This window comes from Hymenobacter ginkgonis, assembly GCF_009755225.1.
Taxonomy (GTDB): domain Bacteria; phylum Bacteroidota; class Bacteroidia; order Cytophagales; family Hymenobacteraceae; genus Hymenobacter; species Hymenobacter ginkgonis.
Window position 1 is genome coordinate 470,368 of sequence record NZ_WQKZ01000004.1, and the last position, 14,982, is coordinate 485,349.

Annotated in this window: 11 protein-coding genes; all 11 read right to left on the reverse strand. The window is 56.7% G+C overall.

Annotated elements, in window-relative coordinates; translation table 11 throughout:
• Window positions 1–131: 131 nt before the first annotated feature.
• The 11 genes from GO988_RS18005 to dapF all read right to left on the reverse strand — a co-directional run bounded on the left by GO988_RS18005 (window position 132) and on the right by dapF (window position 14,889).
• Window positions 132–956 carry a hypothetical protein gene (locus GO988_RS18005; protein ID WP_157568084.1) on the reverse strand — a complete coding sequence of 275 codons (825 nt, stop codon included), beginning with the start codon at window positions 954–956 and terminating at the stop codon, window positions 132–134.
• Between the two features lie 38 nt (window positions 957–994).
• Window positions 995–2,152 carry a M20 metallopeptidase family protein gene (locus tag GO988_RS18010; protein WP_157568087.1) on the reverse strand — a complete coding sequence of 386 codons (1,158 nt, stop codon included), beginning with the start codon at window positions 2,150–2,152 and terminating at the stop codon, window positions 995–997.
• Window positions 2,153–2,331: 179 nt separating this feature from the next.
• A complete protein-coding gene (locus GO988_RS18015) occupies window positions 2,332–2,904 on the reverse strand; it encodes a hypothetical protein (protein WP_157568089.1) in 573 nt (190 codons plus the stop codon).
• Window positions 2,885–3,559, reverse strand: a complete 675-nt coding sequence (deoC, locus tag GO988_RS18020) for a deoxyribose-phosphate aldolase (RefSeq protein ID WP_157568091.1) — start codon at window positions 3,557–3,559, stop codon at window positions 2,885–2,887. Before deoC ends, GO988_RS18015 begins: the two co-directional genes overlap by 20 nt.
• 54 nt (window positions 3,560–3,613) lie before the next feature.
• Window positions 3,614–5,353, reverse strand: a complete 1,740-nt coding sequence (locus tag GO988_RS18025) for a T9SS type A sorting domain-containing protein (RefSeq protein WP_198172882.1) — start codon at window positions 5,351–5,353, stop codon at window positions 3,614–3,616.
• A gap of 168 nt (window positions 5,354–5,521) precedes the next feature.
• Window positions 5,522–8,932, reverse strand: coding sequence for a preprotein translocase subunit SecA (gene secA / locus GO988_RS18030; RefSeq protein ID WP_157568095.1), 3,411 nt, complete (start codon window positions 8,930–8,932; stop codon window positions 5,522–5,524).
• A 679-nt stretch (window positions 8,933–9,611) separates the two neighbouring features.
• The gene (locus GO988_RS18035) at window positions 9,612–10,754 is read right to left on the reverse strand and encodes an epoxide hydrolase family protein (RefSeq protein WP_157568097.1); all 1,143 of its coding nucleotides are present in this window, start codon (window positions 10,752–10,754) and stop codon (window positions 9,612–9,614) included.
• 127 nt (window positions 10,755–10,881) lie between these two features.
• Entirely contained in the window at window positions 10,882–12,060 is a 1,179-nt protein-coding gene (gene glf / locus GO988_RS18040; protein ID WP_157568099.1) for a UDP-galactopyranose mutase, read from the reverse strand.
• Window positions 12,061–12,131: 71 nt separating this feature from the next.
• Window positions 12,132–13,364, reverse strand: coding sequence for a glycosyltransferase family 1 protein (locus GO988_RS18045; protein ID WP_157568101.1), 1,233 nt, complete (start codon window positions 13,362–13,364; stop codon window positions 12,132–12,134).
• 113 nt (window positions 13,365–13,477) lie between these two features.
• Complete coding sequence (locus tag GO988_RS18050; protein ID WP_157568103.1) at window positions 13,478–14,020, reverse strand: GNAT family N-acetyltransferase; 543 nt, start codon at window positions 14,018–14,020, stop codon at window positions 13,478–13,480.
• A gap of 71 nt (window positions 14,021–14,091) precedes the next feature.
• A complete protein-coding gene (gene dapF, locus GO988_RS18055) occupies window positions 14,092–14,889 on the reverse strand; it encodes a diaminopimelate epimerase (protein WP_157568105.1) in 798 nt (265 codons plus the stop codon).
• Between the last annotated feature and the right edge of the window lie 93 nt (window positions 14,890–14,982).

Here is a 14,982-nt window from a genome sequence, read left to right on the forward strand (position 1 = left end):
CTTAAAATAGATTTAGCACAAAAACAATTTTGCAGAATTGCATAAATTACAGTCATTAAAAAAGCCCTTACATATGATTGGAGGGCTTTTTTTAAAAATAAATAATAATGTCAATTTGGCACTACTCCTGCCTAGTGTTGGGTAGGCAGTTGCTGACGAGTGGCCTTGCCCCCGGCTGGCAAGATGGTATAGCGCAAGTCGAGGCCAACGGTTGGGTACACCAGGTTCAAATTACCTCCCGCTGTTTGAACCCCGTTTTTGTCATACTGCGGCAGCGTAACCAAGTAATTCGTTTGGTAAGCAAACCAGGGAGTAAAGTCGAAGTGTGGCGATACCCGCGCGCCGACCTCAGCGCGCAAGCTGGTAAACTGAATGGTCCGCTCGTCGAGGTCATTATCCGTTTTTTGCAAGCGCAGATGCGTGCTGGCTTCGTAGCTCAGGCGCGGGCGCAGGGCTAGGCCGGTAGTCGCATCGCCACCGAGCGCAATTACTTTCTCGAGGTCGACGCGAAGCCGACCCCAGAATTGACTTTTCGGCCCTGAGCCGCCCAGGTAGTTGGTGTTAGCTGGAATAATATACTCGGCACTCAGGCGCTGCCCAAAGGTGATGCCGCCGAAAATAGGCGCCCGGTGGCGCACCAGCAGCTCGGGCACCAGCAAGTCGTAGCTGCTGCTGCGCCACTCGTAGCGGGCCGTGCCGCCCCAGCTCCAGTTGGCATCCCAGAAGTGCTCGTAGGCCACCGTAGCGCGGCGGGTATCAAAGCCCAAGGTGCGTTGGGCATAGCCATCGGCAGTGGTGCGCTCGCCCCGGAGCGCTAGCAGCAAATAATCACCGTTTTTCAACGCTAGCTCGCCTTGCAATTCGGGCCAGAGCAGAGTTGACTGCACCGTGCGCGTAGTTTGGGCACTACCTGATAACGCGCTACCTACCAGCGCAAGAGTCATTAATCGACGCATAAAATAAAATTGATAATAAGTCCTTAAAAATAATTAACTTAACCTGCTGAGACTCCAGCTAATTCCTGCAAGGTAAGCCAGGCCATGAGGCCAGCGCCCACGCTAAGAGCCTGCTCATCAATATCAAAAGTTGGCGTGTGCACCGATGCCGCAAAGCGCCCGTCGGCGGCCCGCGTGCCTAGCCGGTAAAAGCAAGCTGGGGCGGCCTGCGAGAAATACGCGAAGTCTTCAGCCGCCAGCCACTGGTCGAGTTCGATTACGTTTTCGGCACCCAGGTACTGCTCGGCGGCGGCGCGCACGCGGGCCGTTACGGCGGGGTTGTTGTCGAGGCAGGGGTAGCCGCGCCGAATTTCTAGCTCGCACACGGCGCCCATGCTGGCGGCCAATCCTTCGCAAAGCTGGCGCAGGTGCTGGTGGGCCTCGTTGCGCCACGCCTCGTCGAGGGTGCGAAATGTCCCCTCAATGTAGACCTCATCGGGGATGACGTTGGTAGCGCCGTTGGCGATGACTTTGCCAAAACTCAGGACCGAAGGCAGCTTCGGATTAGCGCGGCGGCTCACAATCTGCTGGGCGGCCACGATGAGGTGGGCGGCTACCAGCACGGGGTCGAGGTTGAGTTCGGGCATGGCGCCGTGGCCGCCTTTACCCTTGATTTTCAAATACAACTCATCGGTGCTGGCCATGTAGCGGCCGCTGCGCACACCAATTTGCCCGGCCGGCAGCCGCGGAAAAACGTGCTGCCCGAGGATTTCGGCAGGGGTAGGATTTTCGAGTACGCCGTCTTTTATCATCAGCGAGGCGCCGCCCGGCAGCAGCTCTTCACCGGGCTGAAAAATCAATTTTACGGTACCCTTAAACTCGCTGCGCAACTCCGTAAGCAGGCGGGCGGCGCCGAGCAGGCAAGTAGTGTGCACATCGTGGCCGCAAGCGTGCATCACGCCCGGCACGGTCGATTTATAAGCGATGTCGCTCAGCTCTTGGATGGGCAGCGCGTCCATGTCGGCGCGCAGGGCCACTACCGGGCCGCCGGGTTGCCCCTCAATGAGGGCCACCACTCCGGTGCCCGCGAGGGGGTAGGGTGCCAAGCCCAGCGCTTGCAGTTGCTGGGTGACGAAGGCGGCCGTTTGAGTTTCTTTAAAGGAGAGCTCGGGATTGGCGTGCAGGTGGCGGCGTAGAGCCGATAGGTCGGGAGCCATGGCGGCTGCACGAGCTTTAAGGGCTTGGACCACTGATTCAACTGATTTTTCGGACTTCACGGATTTTGTAGTTGGCGCGGCAGTAACTGCACTACCGGCTGCATAAATGTTTCATGCCCAATTGCCCACGAAATCTAGGTAAACTAGAAATTCCCGCTAAATCCGTGGCTTGAGCTAGGCTAAGGCGTTTTATTCAGCAATACTTGCATGGCTTCAATCTCGGCCTTGGGCGCAAACTGTCGCACGCGCAGTAGGCCGCGCACCGCATCGAGCTTGGTGAGATAATCGCCCACATAAAGCCGGTACACTGGCTGCTTGAAGGTGATATAATCGGTTTCGTCGGGGTAGCGCGAAATCACTTGGCGGCGAATATTCATCACTTGCTCGCGCTCCAGGCCTAGGTACACCCGCACGCGGTAGCCACTGGCGTATTTGACGTTTTGGTTGGTAAACGCCTGGTCGCGCAGGCGTTGTTCCAACTGGGCATTTACCTGGGCCGTAGGCACCGGCACCGCCTTGGCCGGGGAGGTAGGCTTGGGGGCGTTGGGGCCCGGCGAGGGGATAGGCGCAGGTTGGGCAAACACCGGCCGGTACTTGGCCACGTCGTCGGCGGGCGCAGTAGCCACGGGCTTGCGCGTGGTATCGATGGGCGCGGCAGTGCGGGCCACGGGGGCAGCGGGGGCCGTAGCCGCACAGGCCGCTAGCAGCGGAAGGCTCAGGAAAAGCACCGCGTTAAGAAAGCGTAGGTTCATCTTCTTGCAAGATAGCCAGACTGTTAGACGCCCCAATACGGTCGGCGCCGGCGGCTAGCAAGGCCAGCGCCTGCGCCCGCGTGCGAATGCCACCACTGGCCTTGATGCGCATATGGGGGGGTAGCACCCGGCGTAGCAGCTCTACATCGGCCACCGATGCGCCACGGCTAGCAAAGCCAGTGCTCGTTTTCACGAAGTGCGCGCCAGCCTCGGTGCACAGGCGGGCAGCAGTTTCTATTTCTTCTTCGGAAAGCAAAGCGGTTTCGATGATGACTTTCAACAGCGCATCGTGCACGTCGGCGAGGTCGGCGATGTCTTCGATTTCGGCCTTTACTGCTTCCAAACTGCCCGATTTTAGGGCCGAGATATTGAGGACCAAGTCCAGCTCGGTGGCGCCTTCGGCCAACGCTATTTCGGCTTCTCGAAACTTCACCCGGCTGCTATTATACCCCAGCGGAAAGCCAATAACGGTGCACACGGCCACGCCCGAGCCACTAAGCTCGCGGGCGGCTAGCGGCACGTAGCAGGGCGGCACGCAAGCGCTGGCAAAGCCGTGCGCGCGCGCTTCTTGGCACAGCTGCTGAATCTGAGTTTCGGTGCAGTCGGGCCGCAGCAAAGTATGGTCGATGGTACTAGCAATAGTGGGGGCAGGCATGGGGCAAAGATACGGCCGGGTTTGGGGCCTACTCCTGCTCATAATGCGCGCCCGCTACTCTACTACCAAGCGGCGTACTGCATAGTCCTCTCCTACTTGCACGCGCAGCAAGTATACCCCCGGCGCCAAGCCTTGCAAGTCTAGGCTGTGCTGCTGGGCTGGGGCGGCCGCAGTGACGCGCACTACTCGGCCCACCGCGTCGAGCAGGGTGAGCACAGCCGACTCTGGGACTGCCACTACTGGCAGCTGCACTACCGCTAAGCCATGGGCCGGATTGGGCGCCACAACTACGCCAGCCAAGGGCGAAGGGGTAGCCGTGGCCAGCACAGCTATGGTAGGCAACGCAGCCAGGAAGGCCGTTTGCCCACCACCAGCATTTGTAATCGTTTGGCTACCAAAGCTTGCCGTAGGGGTGGCCACGCCAGCCACGTACACCGTAGTGCCGCTAATAGCTAGCGCCCTCCCCCGGGCGCTGCCGGCCCGTTGCGCCCAGGCAAAACTGCTGGTGCTGCCCGCATCGGTGAGCTTCGCCACAAATAAATCGTCTCTACCCGGGTTGCTATTGGCAAGGGTAGTGCTGCCAAAGCCAGCCGCACTGCTGCCATAGCTGCCCGTTACATAAACGTCGGGGCCATTTACGGCCAAAGCGAGGGCTTGGTCCTCACCGGTGCCGCCCGCGCGCTGCGCCCAGCCAAAGCTGCTGGTGTTGCCTGCATCGGTAAGCTTAGCAACAAACACCTCGGCTCCGGTACCCGAATTGGTGAGTGTATTGCTGCCAAACCCCGCCGTAGTACCCGCAAAAGCACCTGCCAGGTACAGGCTTGGCCCATTGGCGACTAAGGCATTAACGCCGTCAGAGTCCAGCCCGCCCGCCCGCTGGACCCAGGTGAAGCTAGCGCTAGTGCCCGTTTCGGTGAGCTTCGCCACGAAAATATCAGCGCTACTGCCAGCGCCAGCGTTTGCTAAGGTGGTGCCGCCAAAGCTGATAGACGGGCTAGCAAACGTACCCGCCACGTATACATTTGACCCATTCAAGGCCAAAGCATTGGGCGAATCTATTCCGGTGCCGCCCGCGCGCTGGGCCCAGGCAAAGCTGCTGGTGCTGCCCGCATCGGTAAGGCGCGTTACGAAAGCGTCAACAGTGTAGCCGCTAGCGTCTGCGTTTGTGAGCACGGTGCTGCCAAAAGTGGCCGTAGCACTAGAGAAGTAGCCCGCCGCGTACACACTCGTAGTAGTGGCCGCCAGCGCGCTAATGCCATTTGTACCCACACCGCCTACTTGCTGCACCCAAGTAAAGCTGGCAGTAGCCCCGGCATCGGTGAGCTTTGCCACAAAAGCATTCCCTCCCGTGACGGTAATGCTCCCGAACGTGACCGGGCCGCTGCTAAAAATACCGCCCACATATACGCTCGAACCGGCTACGGCAATGGCCGCGGGAATGTCGTAGCCCGCGCCGCCTGCTTGCTGCACCCAGGCAAAGCGCCCCGCTGCCGTATTCCATTTGGCCACGAACATATCGTAGGGGCCTAGGCTAACGCTGCTTAGCACGATGTCGCCAAAGCTGACCGTACCCCCAAAGTAGCCAGTTAGGTACACGTTGCCGCTGGCGTCGGTCGTCATAGCCGCCACCCCCGAGGTGTTGGGGCCACCCGCGTGGGTAGTACCAATGGCTAGCTGCCAAGCCGGCGCCTGGGCGCGAACTACTGGCGCAGCCAGCAGCAGGAGCAGCCACCCACAAGCGCGCATAGCCGCTAAAAACCGTCGAACAACTGGCAGGGAGTAGGCATTTCTCATACAGCAAATCATTAAAAATGAGCTCGCAAGTAAAGTAGAAAATTGGTTTATTCAATTGCTGCCTAGCTTATTAAATCGGTCGAAAACAATGCTGCCCGGAGCAAGAAAAAAGGCCTGCGCGTGCGCAGGCCTTTTTTCTTGCTCCGGGCTAGGCCCTAAGTGGTTTTGTTAGTCAACCAGTACGCAGCGCTGGGCGGCGAGGTCTTCTTCCACGGTCTTGTATTTTACATCGCGCACCACGCGGCCATCCATGTACTGCACGCTTACTTTCTCGTTGCGGTTGGCTACTTTCTGGCTGCGAACCGGCTCCTGCCGAATGGGCGGGGCCAGGCCAAGCTCAGCGGCTTGGTCTAGGTCTTCTTGCCCAGCGCCCAGCGACACGTCGGACACGGCCTTTTCTGCCTTCAGCTTAGGCATGGGCGGGGGGGTAGGGAGCTGGTCGTCTTCGTAGTAGTACTCTGGCTCGGCAAAGCCGGCTTCGGCTGCCACCGGCACATCGGCCTTGAAGAGGAAAGCGCCCGTTTCGTGGTTCACCTTGCTCAGCATGCGTTTGAACAACTCGAAAGCCTCAAACTTGTACACCAAAAGCGGGTCTTTTTGCTCGTACACCGCGTTCTGCACCACTTGCTTGAGGTCGTCCATCTGGCGCAAGTGTTGGGTCCAGGCTTCGTCGATGGTCGAAAGCACCGATACCTTCTCCATGCTCCGTACAATGTCGCGGCCCTGGCTGGCTTGGGCCTTGCGCAGGTTGGCAATCACTTGCATGTGCTTGCGGCCGTCGGTGAAGGGCACCGCGATGTTTTCGTAGGGCGTATTCTGGCTCAGCAAATCATTCACAAGCGGCAGCGAATTGCTTCCGATGTGCTCGCTTTTGCTTTCGTAGTACTCGGTAGCTTCTTCGTAAAGCTTCTGGGTGAGGCGCTCGGCCGGCAACGCGCTGAATTCTTGGGAAGTGATATACGTATCGTACCCAAAATCCTTGATAATCGCCAGCTTGAAATCCTCAAAATCGTCGGTGATTTTGTGTCCCGCGGCAATGTCCTCACTCACATCGTAAATCAAGTTCAGAATGTCCAGCTCTAGGCGCTCGCCAAACAGGGCGTTGCGGCGGCGGCGGTACACCACCTCACGCTGGGCATTCATCACGTCGTCGTATTCCAGCAAGCGCTTGCGAGTGCCGAAGTTATTTTCCTCTACTTTTTTCTGCGCCCGTTCGATGCTGCTCGTAATCATCGAGTGCTGAATCACTTCGCCTTCTTCCATGCCCATGCGGTCCATGAGCTTGGCAATGCGCTCCGAGCCAAACAAACGCATCAGGTTGTCTTCCAGCGATACGAAGAACTGGCTGGAACCAGGGTCGCCCTGGCGGCCGGCCCTACCCCGTAGCTGGCGGTCGACGCGCCGGCTTTCGTGGCGCTCAGTGCCGATAATGGCCAGGCCCCCTGCCTCACGGCTGGTTTCACGCAGCTTAATATCGGTGCCTCGGCCAGCCATGTTGGTGGCAATGGTTACGGTACCGGGGTAGCCGGCAGCGGCCACAATCTCGGCTTCGCGCTGGTTCTGCTTGGCATTCAGCACCTGGTGCTTAATGCCGCGCAGCTTCAGCATGCGGCTTACTAATTCGCTGATTTCTACCGACGTCGTACCTACCAGCACGGGGCGGCCGGCTTGCACCAGCGCTTGAATTTCTTCGGCAACTGCGTTGTATTTCTCGCGCACCGTGCGGTACACTTTGTCGTGGTCATCCTTGCGCGAAATGGCGCGGTTAGTCGGAATCACTACCACGTCGAGCTTGTAGATTTCCCACAACTCGCCAGCTTCGGTTTCGGCCGTACCGGTCATGCCTGAAAGCTTGTGGTACATGCGGAAGAAGTTCTGCAGCGTCACCGTGGCGTAGGTCTGGGTGGCATCCTCGATGCGCACGCCTTCCTTGGCCTCGATGGCTTGGTGCAGGCCATCGGAGTAGCGGCGGCCTTCCATCACCCGGCCAGTCTGCTCGTCCACAATCATCACTTTGCCTTCTTGGCTTAGGATGTACTGGTCGTCTTTTTCGAACAGCGTGTACGCTTTCAACAGTTGGTTCACGGTGTGCACGCGCTCCGACTTTTCCTGGTAGTCGCTCATCAACTGCTCTTTCTGCTGAAGCTTTTCTTCGGCAGTTAGCGCATCGGCCTTTTCAATATTGGCAATCTCGACCCCGATATCGGGCATGATGAACAGGTGCGGGTCTTCGCCCTGCGCCGTAATCAGGTCAATGCCTTTTTCGGTCAGCTCAATCTGGTTGTTCTTTTCATCAATAGTGAAGAACAGCGGCTTATCGGCCTCCGGCATTTGGCGCGAGTTGTCCTGCATGTAGAAATTCTCTACCTTCTGCAACGACGTCCTTACCCCCGTCTCCGACAAGAACTTGATGAGCGGCTTGCTTTTGGGCAGGCCGCGATAGGCGCGGAATAGCGCCAGGCCACCTTCGCCCTCCTTAGAGCCGTCGTTGCCCTCTTTTAGCTGCTTGCGTGCTTCTACTAGGTAGTTTTGCACCAGCTTCTTCTGCTCGTCTACCAAGCGCTGAATACGCGGCTTAAGCTGCAAAAATTCGTGCACGTCGCCCTTCGGTACCGGGCCCGAGATGATGAGCGGCGTCCGCGCATCGTCAATCAGCACCGAGTCCACTTCGTCCACCATCGCGTAGTGGTGCTTGCGCTGCACCAGCTCGCTAGTTTCGCGGGCCATGTTGTCGCGCAGGTAGTCGAAGCCAAACTCGTTGTTGGTGCCGTAGGTGATGTCGGCCAGGTAGGCGTTGCGGCGCGCGTCGGTGTTGGGCTGGTGCTTGTCAATGCAATCCACCGTGAGGCCGTGAAATTCAAACAGCGGTGCGTTCCACTCCGAGTCACGCTTGGCCAGGTAGTCGTTCACCGTTACGAGGTGCACGCCCCTACCCCCCAACGCGTTGAGGAAGGCTGGCAGCGTTGAAACCAACGTTTTGCCTTCGCCCGTGGCCATCTCAGCAATTTTGCCTTGGTGCAGCACTACCCCCCCAATCAGCTGCACATCGTAGTGCACCATATCCCAGGTGATTTCGGCGCCGGCCGCCAGCCATTTATTGCTCCAAATGGCCTGGTCGCCCACAATAGTCACGTTCGACTTGGTACGCGCAATGTCGCGGTCCATGTCGGTGGCCGTTACTACTAGCTGGCCATTTTGAGCATAGCGACGCGCTGTTTCTTTCACAATCGCAAACGACTGCGGCAGCACTTCGGTAAGGGCCGCCTCCAGGTCTTTGTTGCGCTGCTTCTCGAGGGTGTCGATTTGCTCGAAAATCTGCTCCTTTTTGCTTACATCTAGCTGGGGCTGGCTATCAATCTGGCCCTGCAAAGCGGCCAACTGGCTATCGAGGCCGCTGAGCTTACCGTCGAGCTGCTGGCGAACTTCCTGGGTGCGCTGGCGCAGTTGGTCGTCGGTCAGGCCGGCCAGTTTGGCATATTCCGCATTGATGAGGGCCACATAAGGCACCACGTCCTTGAGGTCCTTTTCTGCTTTGGAGCCAAACAATTTGGCGACGGTTTTGCCGAGGAAATCTAACATTTGGTAACTAAATTGACTAAAAAGGACAGCGCGTTCTGAGCAAATTTACGGCAAGCCCGCCGAACCGAGCGGCCGAGCCTAAACTATAAAACCCCACACGCTCAAAAAGAGTGCAGGGTTTTACGAAACGGAAAAAGTGGCAGATAGGGCTATCGAACCCGAACCTAGTTAGTACCGACGGCCGCCACGTACTATTACTGTGCGACGGGGACGGGGCTGCACTACCACTACCCGGCGCCGGCGCCGAGGCCGTACTATCACGGGCCGCGGCCGGGGCTGCACTACTACTACGCGCTGGGCAGCAGCTTTGGGGGCAGCTACCAGCCCGAGGCACATTAGAAAGAAGGCAGCAAGAAAGGTTCGCAAAAACATGGTGAATGGAATAGAAGTGGAAAAAGTAGCGTTCTGGGCCTTGGATTACCCGAGCTATTAGCTCAAGCTTTAGCTGCCAAACGTATTTTCAATTTATGGGTTGCCGATGACTCGTGCTTGCCTGAGCTAGAGCTCATCGACTTCTGAACGACGAGGATGAGGTGATGAGCAATAGTCGCGCAGACTTGGCAGTTTTTAGCTCATGGACCAAGTATTTGTCCTGAACAAAGCTTGGCTTACTACCCAGCCCATTTGCCATGTTTAACTACAGGTAGCCCAGTGGCCTATTGGTAACCCATATGCCTATTTATCGCAGCTTTTGGGTAAATTCGCGTAGGTCGGCTACTAGCAGCCCTGGCTCTTCCAAAGCGGCAAAGTGGCCACCACGGGGCATCTCGGCCCAGTGCTGCACATTGAAAAACCGCTCGGCAAACTCGCGGGGAGCCGGCGTAATGTCTTGCGGAAAAATGGCAAAGCCAGTGGGCACCTTCACCTGGGTAGGTGCCGACAGCGTGGGGCTGTGCATGGCCTCATAGTAGAGCCGGATAGACGAGCCAATGGTTTGCGTTACCCAGTAAATCATGACGTTAGTGAGCAAATCGTCTTTTGTGAAGGTGTGCTCAATGTTGCCGTCATTGTCGCTCCAGGCATGAAATTTTTCGATAATCCAGCCGAGCAAACCTACTGGTGAGTCATTTAGGCCATAAGCCAAGGTTTCGGGCTTGGTGCCTTGTATCTTTTGGTAGCCACCTTGTTTCTCCTGCCAAACTTTGTTTTTTGCCACGAAGGCCTCCTCAGCCGCCGATAAGTTGGGCAATTTATCTGCCGCTTTCACGTGGGTAGACGGCACATCGGTGAGATGAATACCTAGCAGCGCATCGGCGTGGTGCAGGGCTAGCTGTTCCACAATACTGCTACCCCAATCGCCACCGTGTGCCACGAACTTTTTATAGCCCATAGTTTTGGTCATCAGTTCCGCCAACACATCAGCCATGCGCTTGGGGTCGTAGCCCTTCTCGGTAGGGCGCTCCGAAAACCCGTAACCGGGCAGGTTGGGCACTATTACTGTAAAGGCATCCTCTGCCCGCCCGCCGTGGCTGGCCGGGTCAGTGAGCAGCGGTAACAGCTTGACCATGCGGAAAAATGAATCGGGCCAACCGTGTGTGAGCAGCAAGGGCATGGGATTTAGACCCTTGCCTTCTAAGTGAATAAAATGCAGATTCATCCCCGCCACCTCTGCTTTGAACTGCGGAAACTTGTTGAGTTTGGCTTCCTGCGCGCGCCAGTCGTACCCGCGCTGCCAGTAGCCAACGAGGCTTTGCAGATAATCGCGATTAGTCCCATAGTCCCAATCAGCTTCCTGTATTTCATCGGGCCAACGGGTATGGGCCAGGCGGGCTTGCAAATCATCCAGCACCGGCTGGGGCACGTCTATTCTGAAAGGCTGCATAAGCTGCTAGCTGTTAGTCAAAACTCCAGGCTTCCTAGCAGTAGCATGACGTTCTGAATAGGCTATAAAGTAAAAATGCCCTACCGAGTAGGTAGGGCATTTTATACGTGCAGTGTAATCGCAGATGTTACTCCTTGGCTGGGTCGCGGCTTACTAGTTTATCAACCAGTGAGGCCGAGCCCGCGATAACCGGACGAACGGGCTTAGCGGCTTCTTCTTTCTCAGTTAGTTTTTTGTACAGCGTAAGCGCCTGGGCTACTACCTGGTCCATGTTGTAATACTTATAGGTAGCGAGGCGACCTACAAAGTGCACTCCAGTCGTTTCGTCCGCAAGCTTCTTGTACTTGGCGTACAGTTCCGCGTTTTCGGGCATCGGCACGGGGTAGTAGGGGTCGCCTTCTGCCTGTGGGTACTCGTATACGATGGCTGTTTTGGGGTGCGTTTGGCCCGTAAGCGCCTTAAACTCAGTAATGCGAGTATAGGCGTGTTCATTGGGATAGTTTACTACTGGCGCCGCCAGGTGCTGCTCTTTGCTGAGGGTATCATGCTTGAACTCGAGCGAGCGGTAGGGCAGCTTACCGAACTGGAAGTCAAAATACTCGTCTACCGGGCCGGTGAAAATCATTTCCTTGAAGGGAATGAACTTGATTATTTCGTGGTAGTCGGTATTCAGCATGATTTTGATGTTCGGGTGGTCGAGCATCTTCTCAAACATGCGGGTATAGCCGTGCAGGGGCATGGCCTGGTAGGTATCGGTGAAATACCGGTCGTCGCGGTTGGTGCGGGTGGGCACCCGGCTCGTCACCGACTTATCCAACTGTGAAGGGTCGAGACCCCACTGCTTGTTGGTGTAATTTTTGAAAAACTTATTGTACAGTTCGCGGCCAACCTTGCTTACTACTACGTCTTCCGACGTTTTGATGACGGGTACTTCCTCAGCTACTGATTCAAAAAACTGCTCTACCTCAAAGCTCGTTAGGCTCAAGCCATATAGCTTGTTAATAGTGTCGAGGTTGATGGGCATTGGCACCAACTGGCCATCGACTGAGGCAAGCACACGGTGCTCGTAAGGGCGCCAATCGGTGAAATTGCCGAGGTAATCGAAAACGTCCTTCGAGTTAGTATGGAAAATGTGCGGACCATACTTGTGAATCAGGATGCCATCTTCATTGTAATGGTCATAGGCATTACCCCCAATATGACTGCGCTTGTCAATAACGAGCACTTTTTTGTTGCTTCGGGTGGCTAGCCGCTCAGCCAGCACGCTGCCAGCGAAGCCAGCCCCGACGATGAGATAGTCGAACATATGGGAGAAAATTTAGAGGATGAGGAAGTTAAAAGCTACTACTACTAATAGGTAATCGAACAAACGAACGTCTAAGCCAGGCGCGGGGCAGTGGGTTTGGCTGCTAAGCGCTCTTGCATCAGGTTCACCATATTTTGCCAGGTGAGGTCCCAGGAAATCGTTGCCAGATAGTCGTCGGTACGGGTGCGCCAGTCGGCATCCTTACCTTGTTCTAGGGCCGTGGCAATGGCCTGACCGAATTCCCGTGGGTCATCGGCAATCTGTACCAGGTTCAACTCGCCATAAGGCCGCACCACATCGCGGATGCTAGTGCTTACTACTGGCCGGCCGGCAGCCAGGTATTCAGGCGTTTTGGTGGGCGAAATGAATTCGGTACTCTCGTTGCGGGCAAATAGCAGGGTAGCTACGTCCCAGCCCCGCAAATATGCGGGTAGTTCCTGGTAGTTCTTACCGCCTAGGTAATGAATATTACTATTATGCGGTAATGAAGCGGGGTCAATCTTAACCACCGGTCCGATAATAACGAATTGCCATTCAGGATGGTTCGTGGCCAATTGGCCCAGCAAATCAATATCAAGCCGCTCGTCGACTACACCAAAAAAACCGATGCGCGGGTGCGCAATGTCAGCTTGGTCGGCGGGCTCGGCCAATTTTGGGTCGCGGGCTTGGCCAAAGTGGTCTTTATCGATGCTGCTCGGAAAAGCGTGAGCATCGGCATGTTGCTCACGTTTCGCTTCGTAGAGGCGCTGGCCACCGGTAAAAACCAAGTCAGCTTTTTGAAATAATTCCTGCTCTAGCTGGCGCAACTCGGGCGGAGCAAACTTGAATTGGGCTAGCTCGTCCATGCAATCATAGACGGTAAGCACTGGCTGAAAGGCGCGCGATTTGTTCAGCGCCATCGGCGTATAGTACCAAAATAGGTAGTTATCGATGCCGCTTTCCACGAAAAAGTCACTCAGTACTTCAAACTGCGCTTGGTTGGCAGCAGCTTCGTTTGCGCGCAGGTGCTGGGGCAGGTGCACCACTACCACTTTCACCCCATTTTGCCGTTCTTTTACTTCTACGTGCGGCTCGATGAGGTCATCGGCGTGAAAGAAGGCGTCTTCTATATAAAAAACCCGTCCGTGCTGCGCGAAGCGCGACAGTAAATGTTGCGGGCGCTGCCACACAAAATCCCAGTGTAAATGCGCGAAGCAAACCAGGTCGGGCAGGGAATACGTAAGAGCAGTAGTATCGGCTTGACCCGCAGCCGGGGCGGTGGAGGTGGCACGCGCGGGTGCCTCCGCCGGAGTAGAAAGCGGCATGAAAAAAGATAGGAAAGAGCTTTGAAGACTGCTTAGGCCGGGATAAATCTTCGGCGGCGCGCAGCGCTTATGACTGTTCTACGGAAGACCCCATTTAAAAGATATGGCCGAGCTTAAAATAGCTCGTTTAGAATGACAAGGGGTGCTTTTTGCAGGATAAGTTGCATTTCTACGGCATTTATCCAGCCAGGGGGGATAGGAATACGCAGCCAGTCGTGCCGCACACCTACCTGCCGAAACCCTGCTTTCCTGAAAAGCCTGAGACTGGGCTCATTGCTAGCCGCTATGGTGCAGTATAATTGGTGCAGCTGCAGCGCCTGCCCAGCATAGGGTAGCAGCTGCGCCAACGCGGCGGCGGCGTAGCCACGCCGCCGCGCACTTTGGAGTACCGTAATGCCTACCCCTGCCCGCTGGTGCAAGGCCGAATAATCGTACAAATCGAGGGTGCCCACAGCCTGGCTGTTTTCAGCGCTGATAATCAGGCGCATTTGCCCGGCTTCGGCTAGGCTGGCCGTGGCGTGGCGCAGGTATTCGCGCAAAGCTTGGCGCGAAATCGGTGCCGGCAGCACATCCGACACGGCCCACAAGTCGGGGTCGTTTTCGAGGGCAAATAAAAAATCTAAATCGTCGGGTTCGAGGGCGCGCAGCGTGACCATAAACAGGAAAAAAGAAAACTGGGCCGCGCCCTACCTCCCATTAGTCGCCCGAGGTACCGAGCGCTGAGGCGCTACAGTTCGCCGCCAAACACACGCACTGCTGGGCCGCTCAGCCACACGTTTTCGAACCCGCCATCGGCACGCACGTCAAAGCTCACTTCGAGCAGGCCGCCGGGTGTTTGGAGGCGTACGGGCGAGGTAGCACCGCGCTGCGAAGCGGCCAGCGCTACGGCCGTAACGCCGGTGCCACAACTCAGGGTTTCGTCTTCGACGCCGCGCTCGTAGGTGCGTACCGGCCAGGGGTGAGCAGGGTCGGCGGGAGTTTCGACAAAGTTGACGTTGGTGCCGGCGGGGTCGTAGGCCTGGTCGTAGCGAATGTCGTGGCCCGCGCCATACACGTCAAATTCGGCCAGCGTATGGCCTTCACTTGCGTCGAGAAAGTGTACGTGGTGCGGCGAACCAGTATGCACAAAAACGTCTTCCTCCCCTACCCAGGCCTCTTGCACCGGGGCAACGTCTATCATCTTCAGGCGTACGGTGCCGTCGGCTTCGACGCGCGCCTGGTGAGGACCATCTACGGCCAGAAAATTCGCTTCTTTGTCAATAATTCCTAAGTGCTTCGCAAATGCCACTAGGCAGCGCCCGCCATTGCCGCACATCGAGCTAGGATTACCATCGGCGTTGAAGTAAACCATCTCAAAATCATAACCTTCCGTGTTGCGTAGCAGCATCAGGCCATCGGCCCCAATGCCGAAGCGGCGGTGGCAAAGGCGCGCAATCAGCGGCTGGTTGGTGAGGTCAAACTGCGCGGCTCGGTCATCGAGGATAACGAAATCGTTGCCAGTGCCTTGGTATTTATGAAAAGTCATGCGAACTGTAAAAGACGGGGTAGGCTGCGCCAATTTGAACGAAGCAAGTAGCGTTTGGGACTGAAACGCAAAAACGCCCTACTCCCACAAAAA

What these genes read in the sequence shown, in the direction of transcription:
- glf (WP_157568099.1), bottom strand. Translation starts at nt 12,060, where the DNA reads ATGTTCGACTATCTCATCGTCGGGGCTGGCTTCGCTGGCAGCGTGCTG.
- deoC (WP_157568091.1), bottom strand. Translation starts at nt 3,559, where the DNA reads ATGCCTGCCCCCACTATTGCTAGTACCATCGACCATACTTTGCTGCGG.
- GO988_RS18025 (WP_198172882.1), bottom strand. Translation starts at nt 5,353, where the DNA reads ATGAGAAATGCCTACTCCCTGCCAGTTGTTCGACGGTTTTTAGCGGCT.
- GO988_RS18015 (WP_157568089.1), bottom strand. Translation starts at nt 2,904, where the DNA reads ATGAACCTACGCTTTCTTAACGCGGTGCTTTTCCTGAGCCTTCCGCTG.
- GO988_RS18005 (WP_157568084.1), bottom strand. Translation starts at nt 956, where the DNA reads ATGCGTCGATTAATGACTCTTGCGCTGGTAGGTAGCGCGTTATCAGGT.
- GO988_RS18035 (WP_157568097.1), bottom strand. Translation starts at nt 10,754, where the DNA reads ATGCAGCCTTTCAGAATAGACGTGCCCCAGCCGGTGCTGGATGATTTG.
- GO988_RS18045 (WP_157568101.1), bottom strand. Translation starts at nt 13,364, where the DNA reads ATGCCGCTTTCTACTCCGGCGGAGGCACCCGCGCGTGCCACCTCCACC.
- GO988_RS18010 (WP_157568087.1), bottom strand. Translation starts at nt 2,152, where the DNA reads ATGGCTCCCGACCTATCGGCTCTACGCCGCCACCTGCACGCCAATCCC.
- dapF (WP_157568105.1), bottom strand. Translation starts at nt 14,889, where the DNA reads ATGACTTTTCATAAATACCAAGGCACTGGCAACGATTTCGTTATCCTC.
- GO988_RS18050 (WP_157568103.1), bottom strand. Translation starts at nt 14,020, where the DNA reads ATGGTCACGCTGCGCGCCCTCGAACCCGACGATTTAGATTTTTTATTT.
- secA (WP_157568095.1), bottom strand. Translation starts at nt 8,932, where the DNA reads ATGTTAGATTTCCTCGGCAAAACCGTCGCCAAATTGTTTGGCTCCAAA.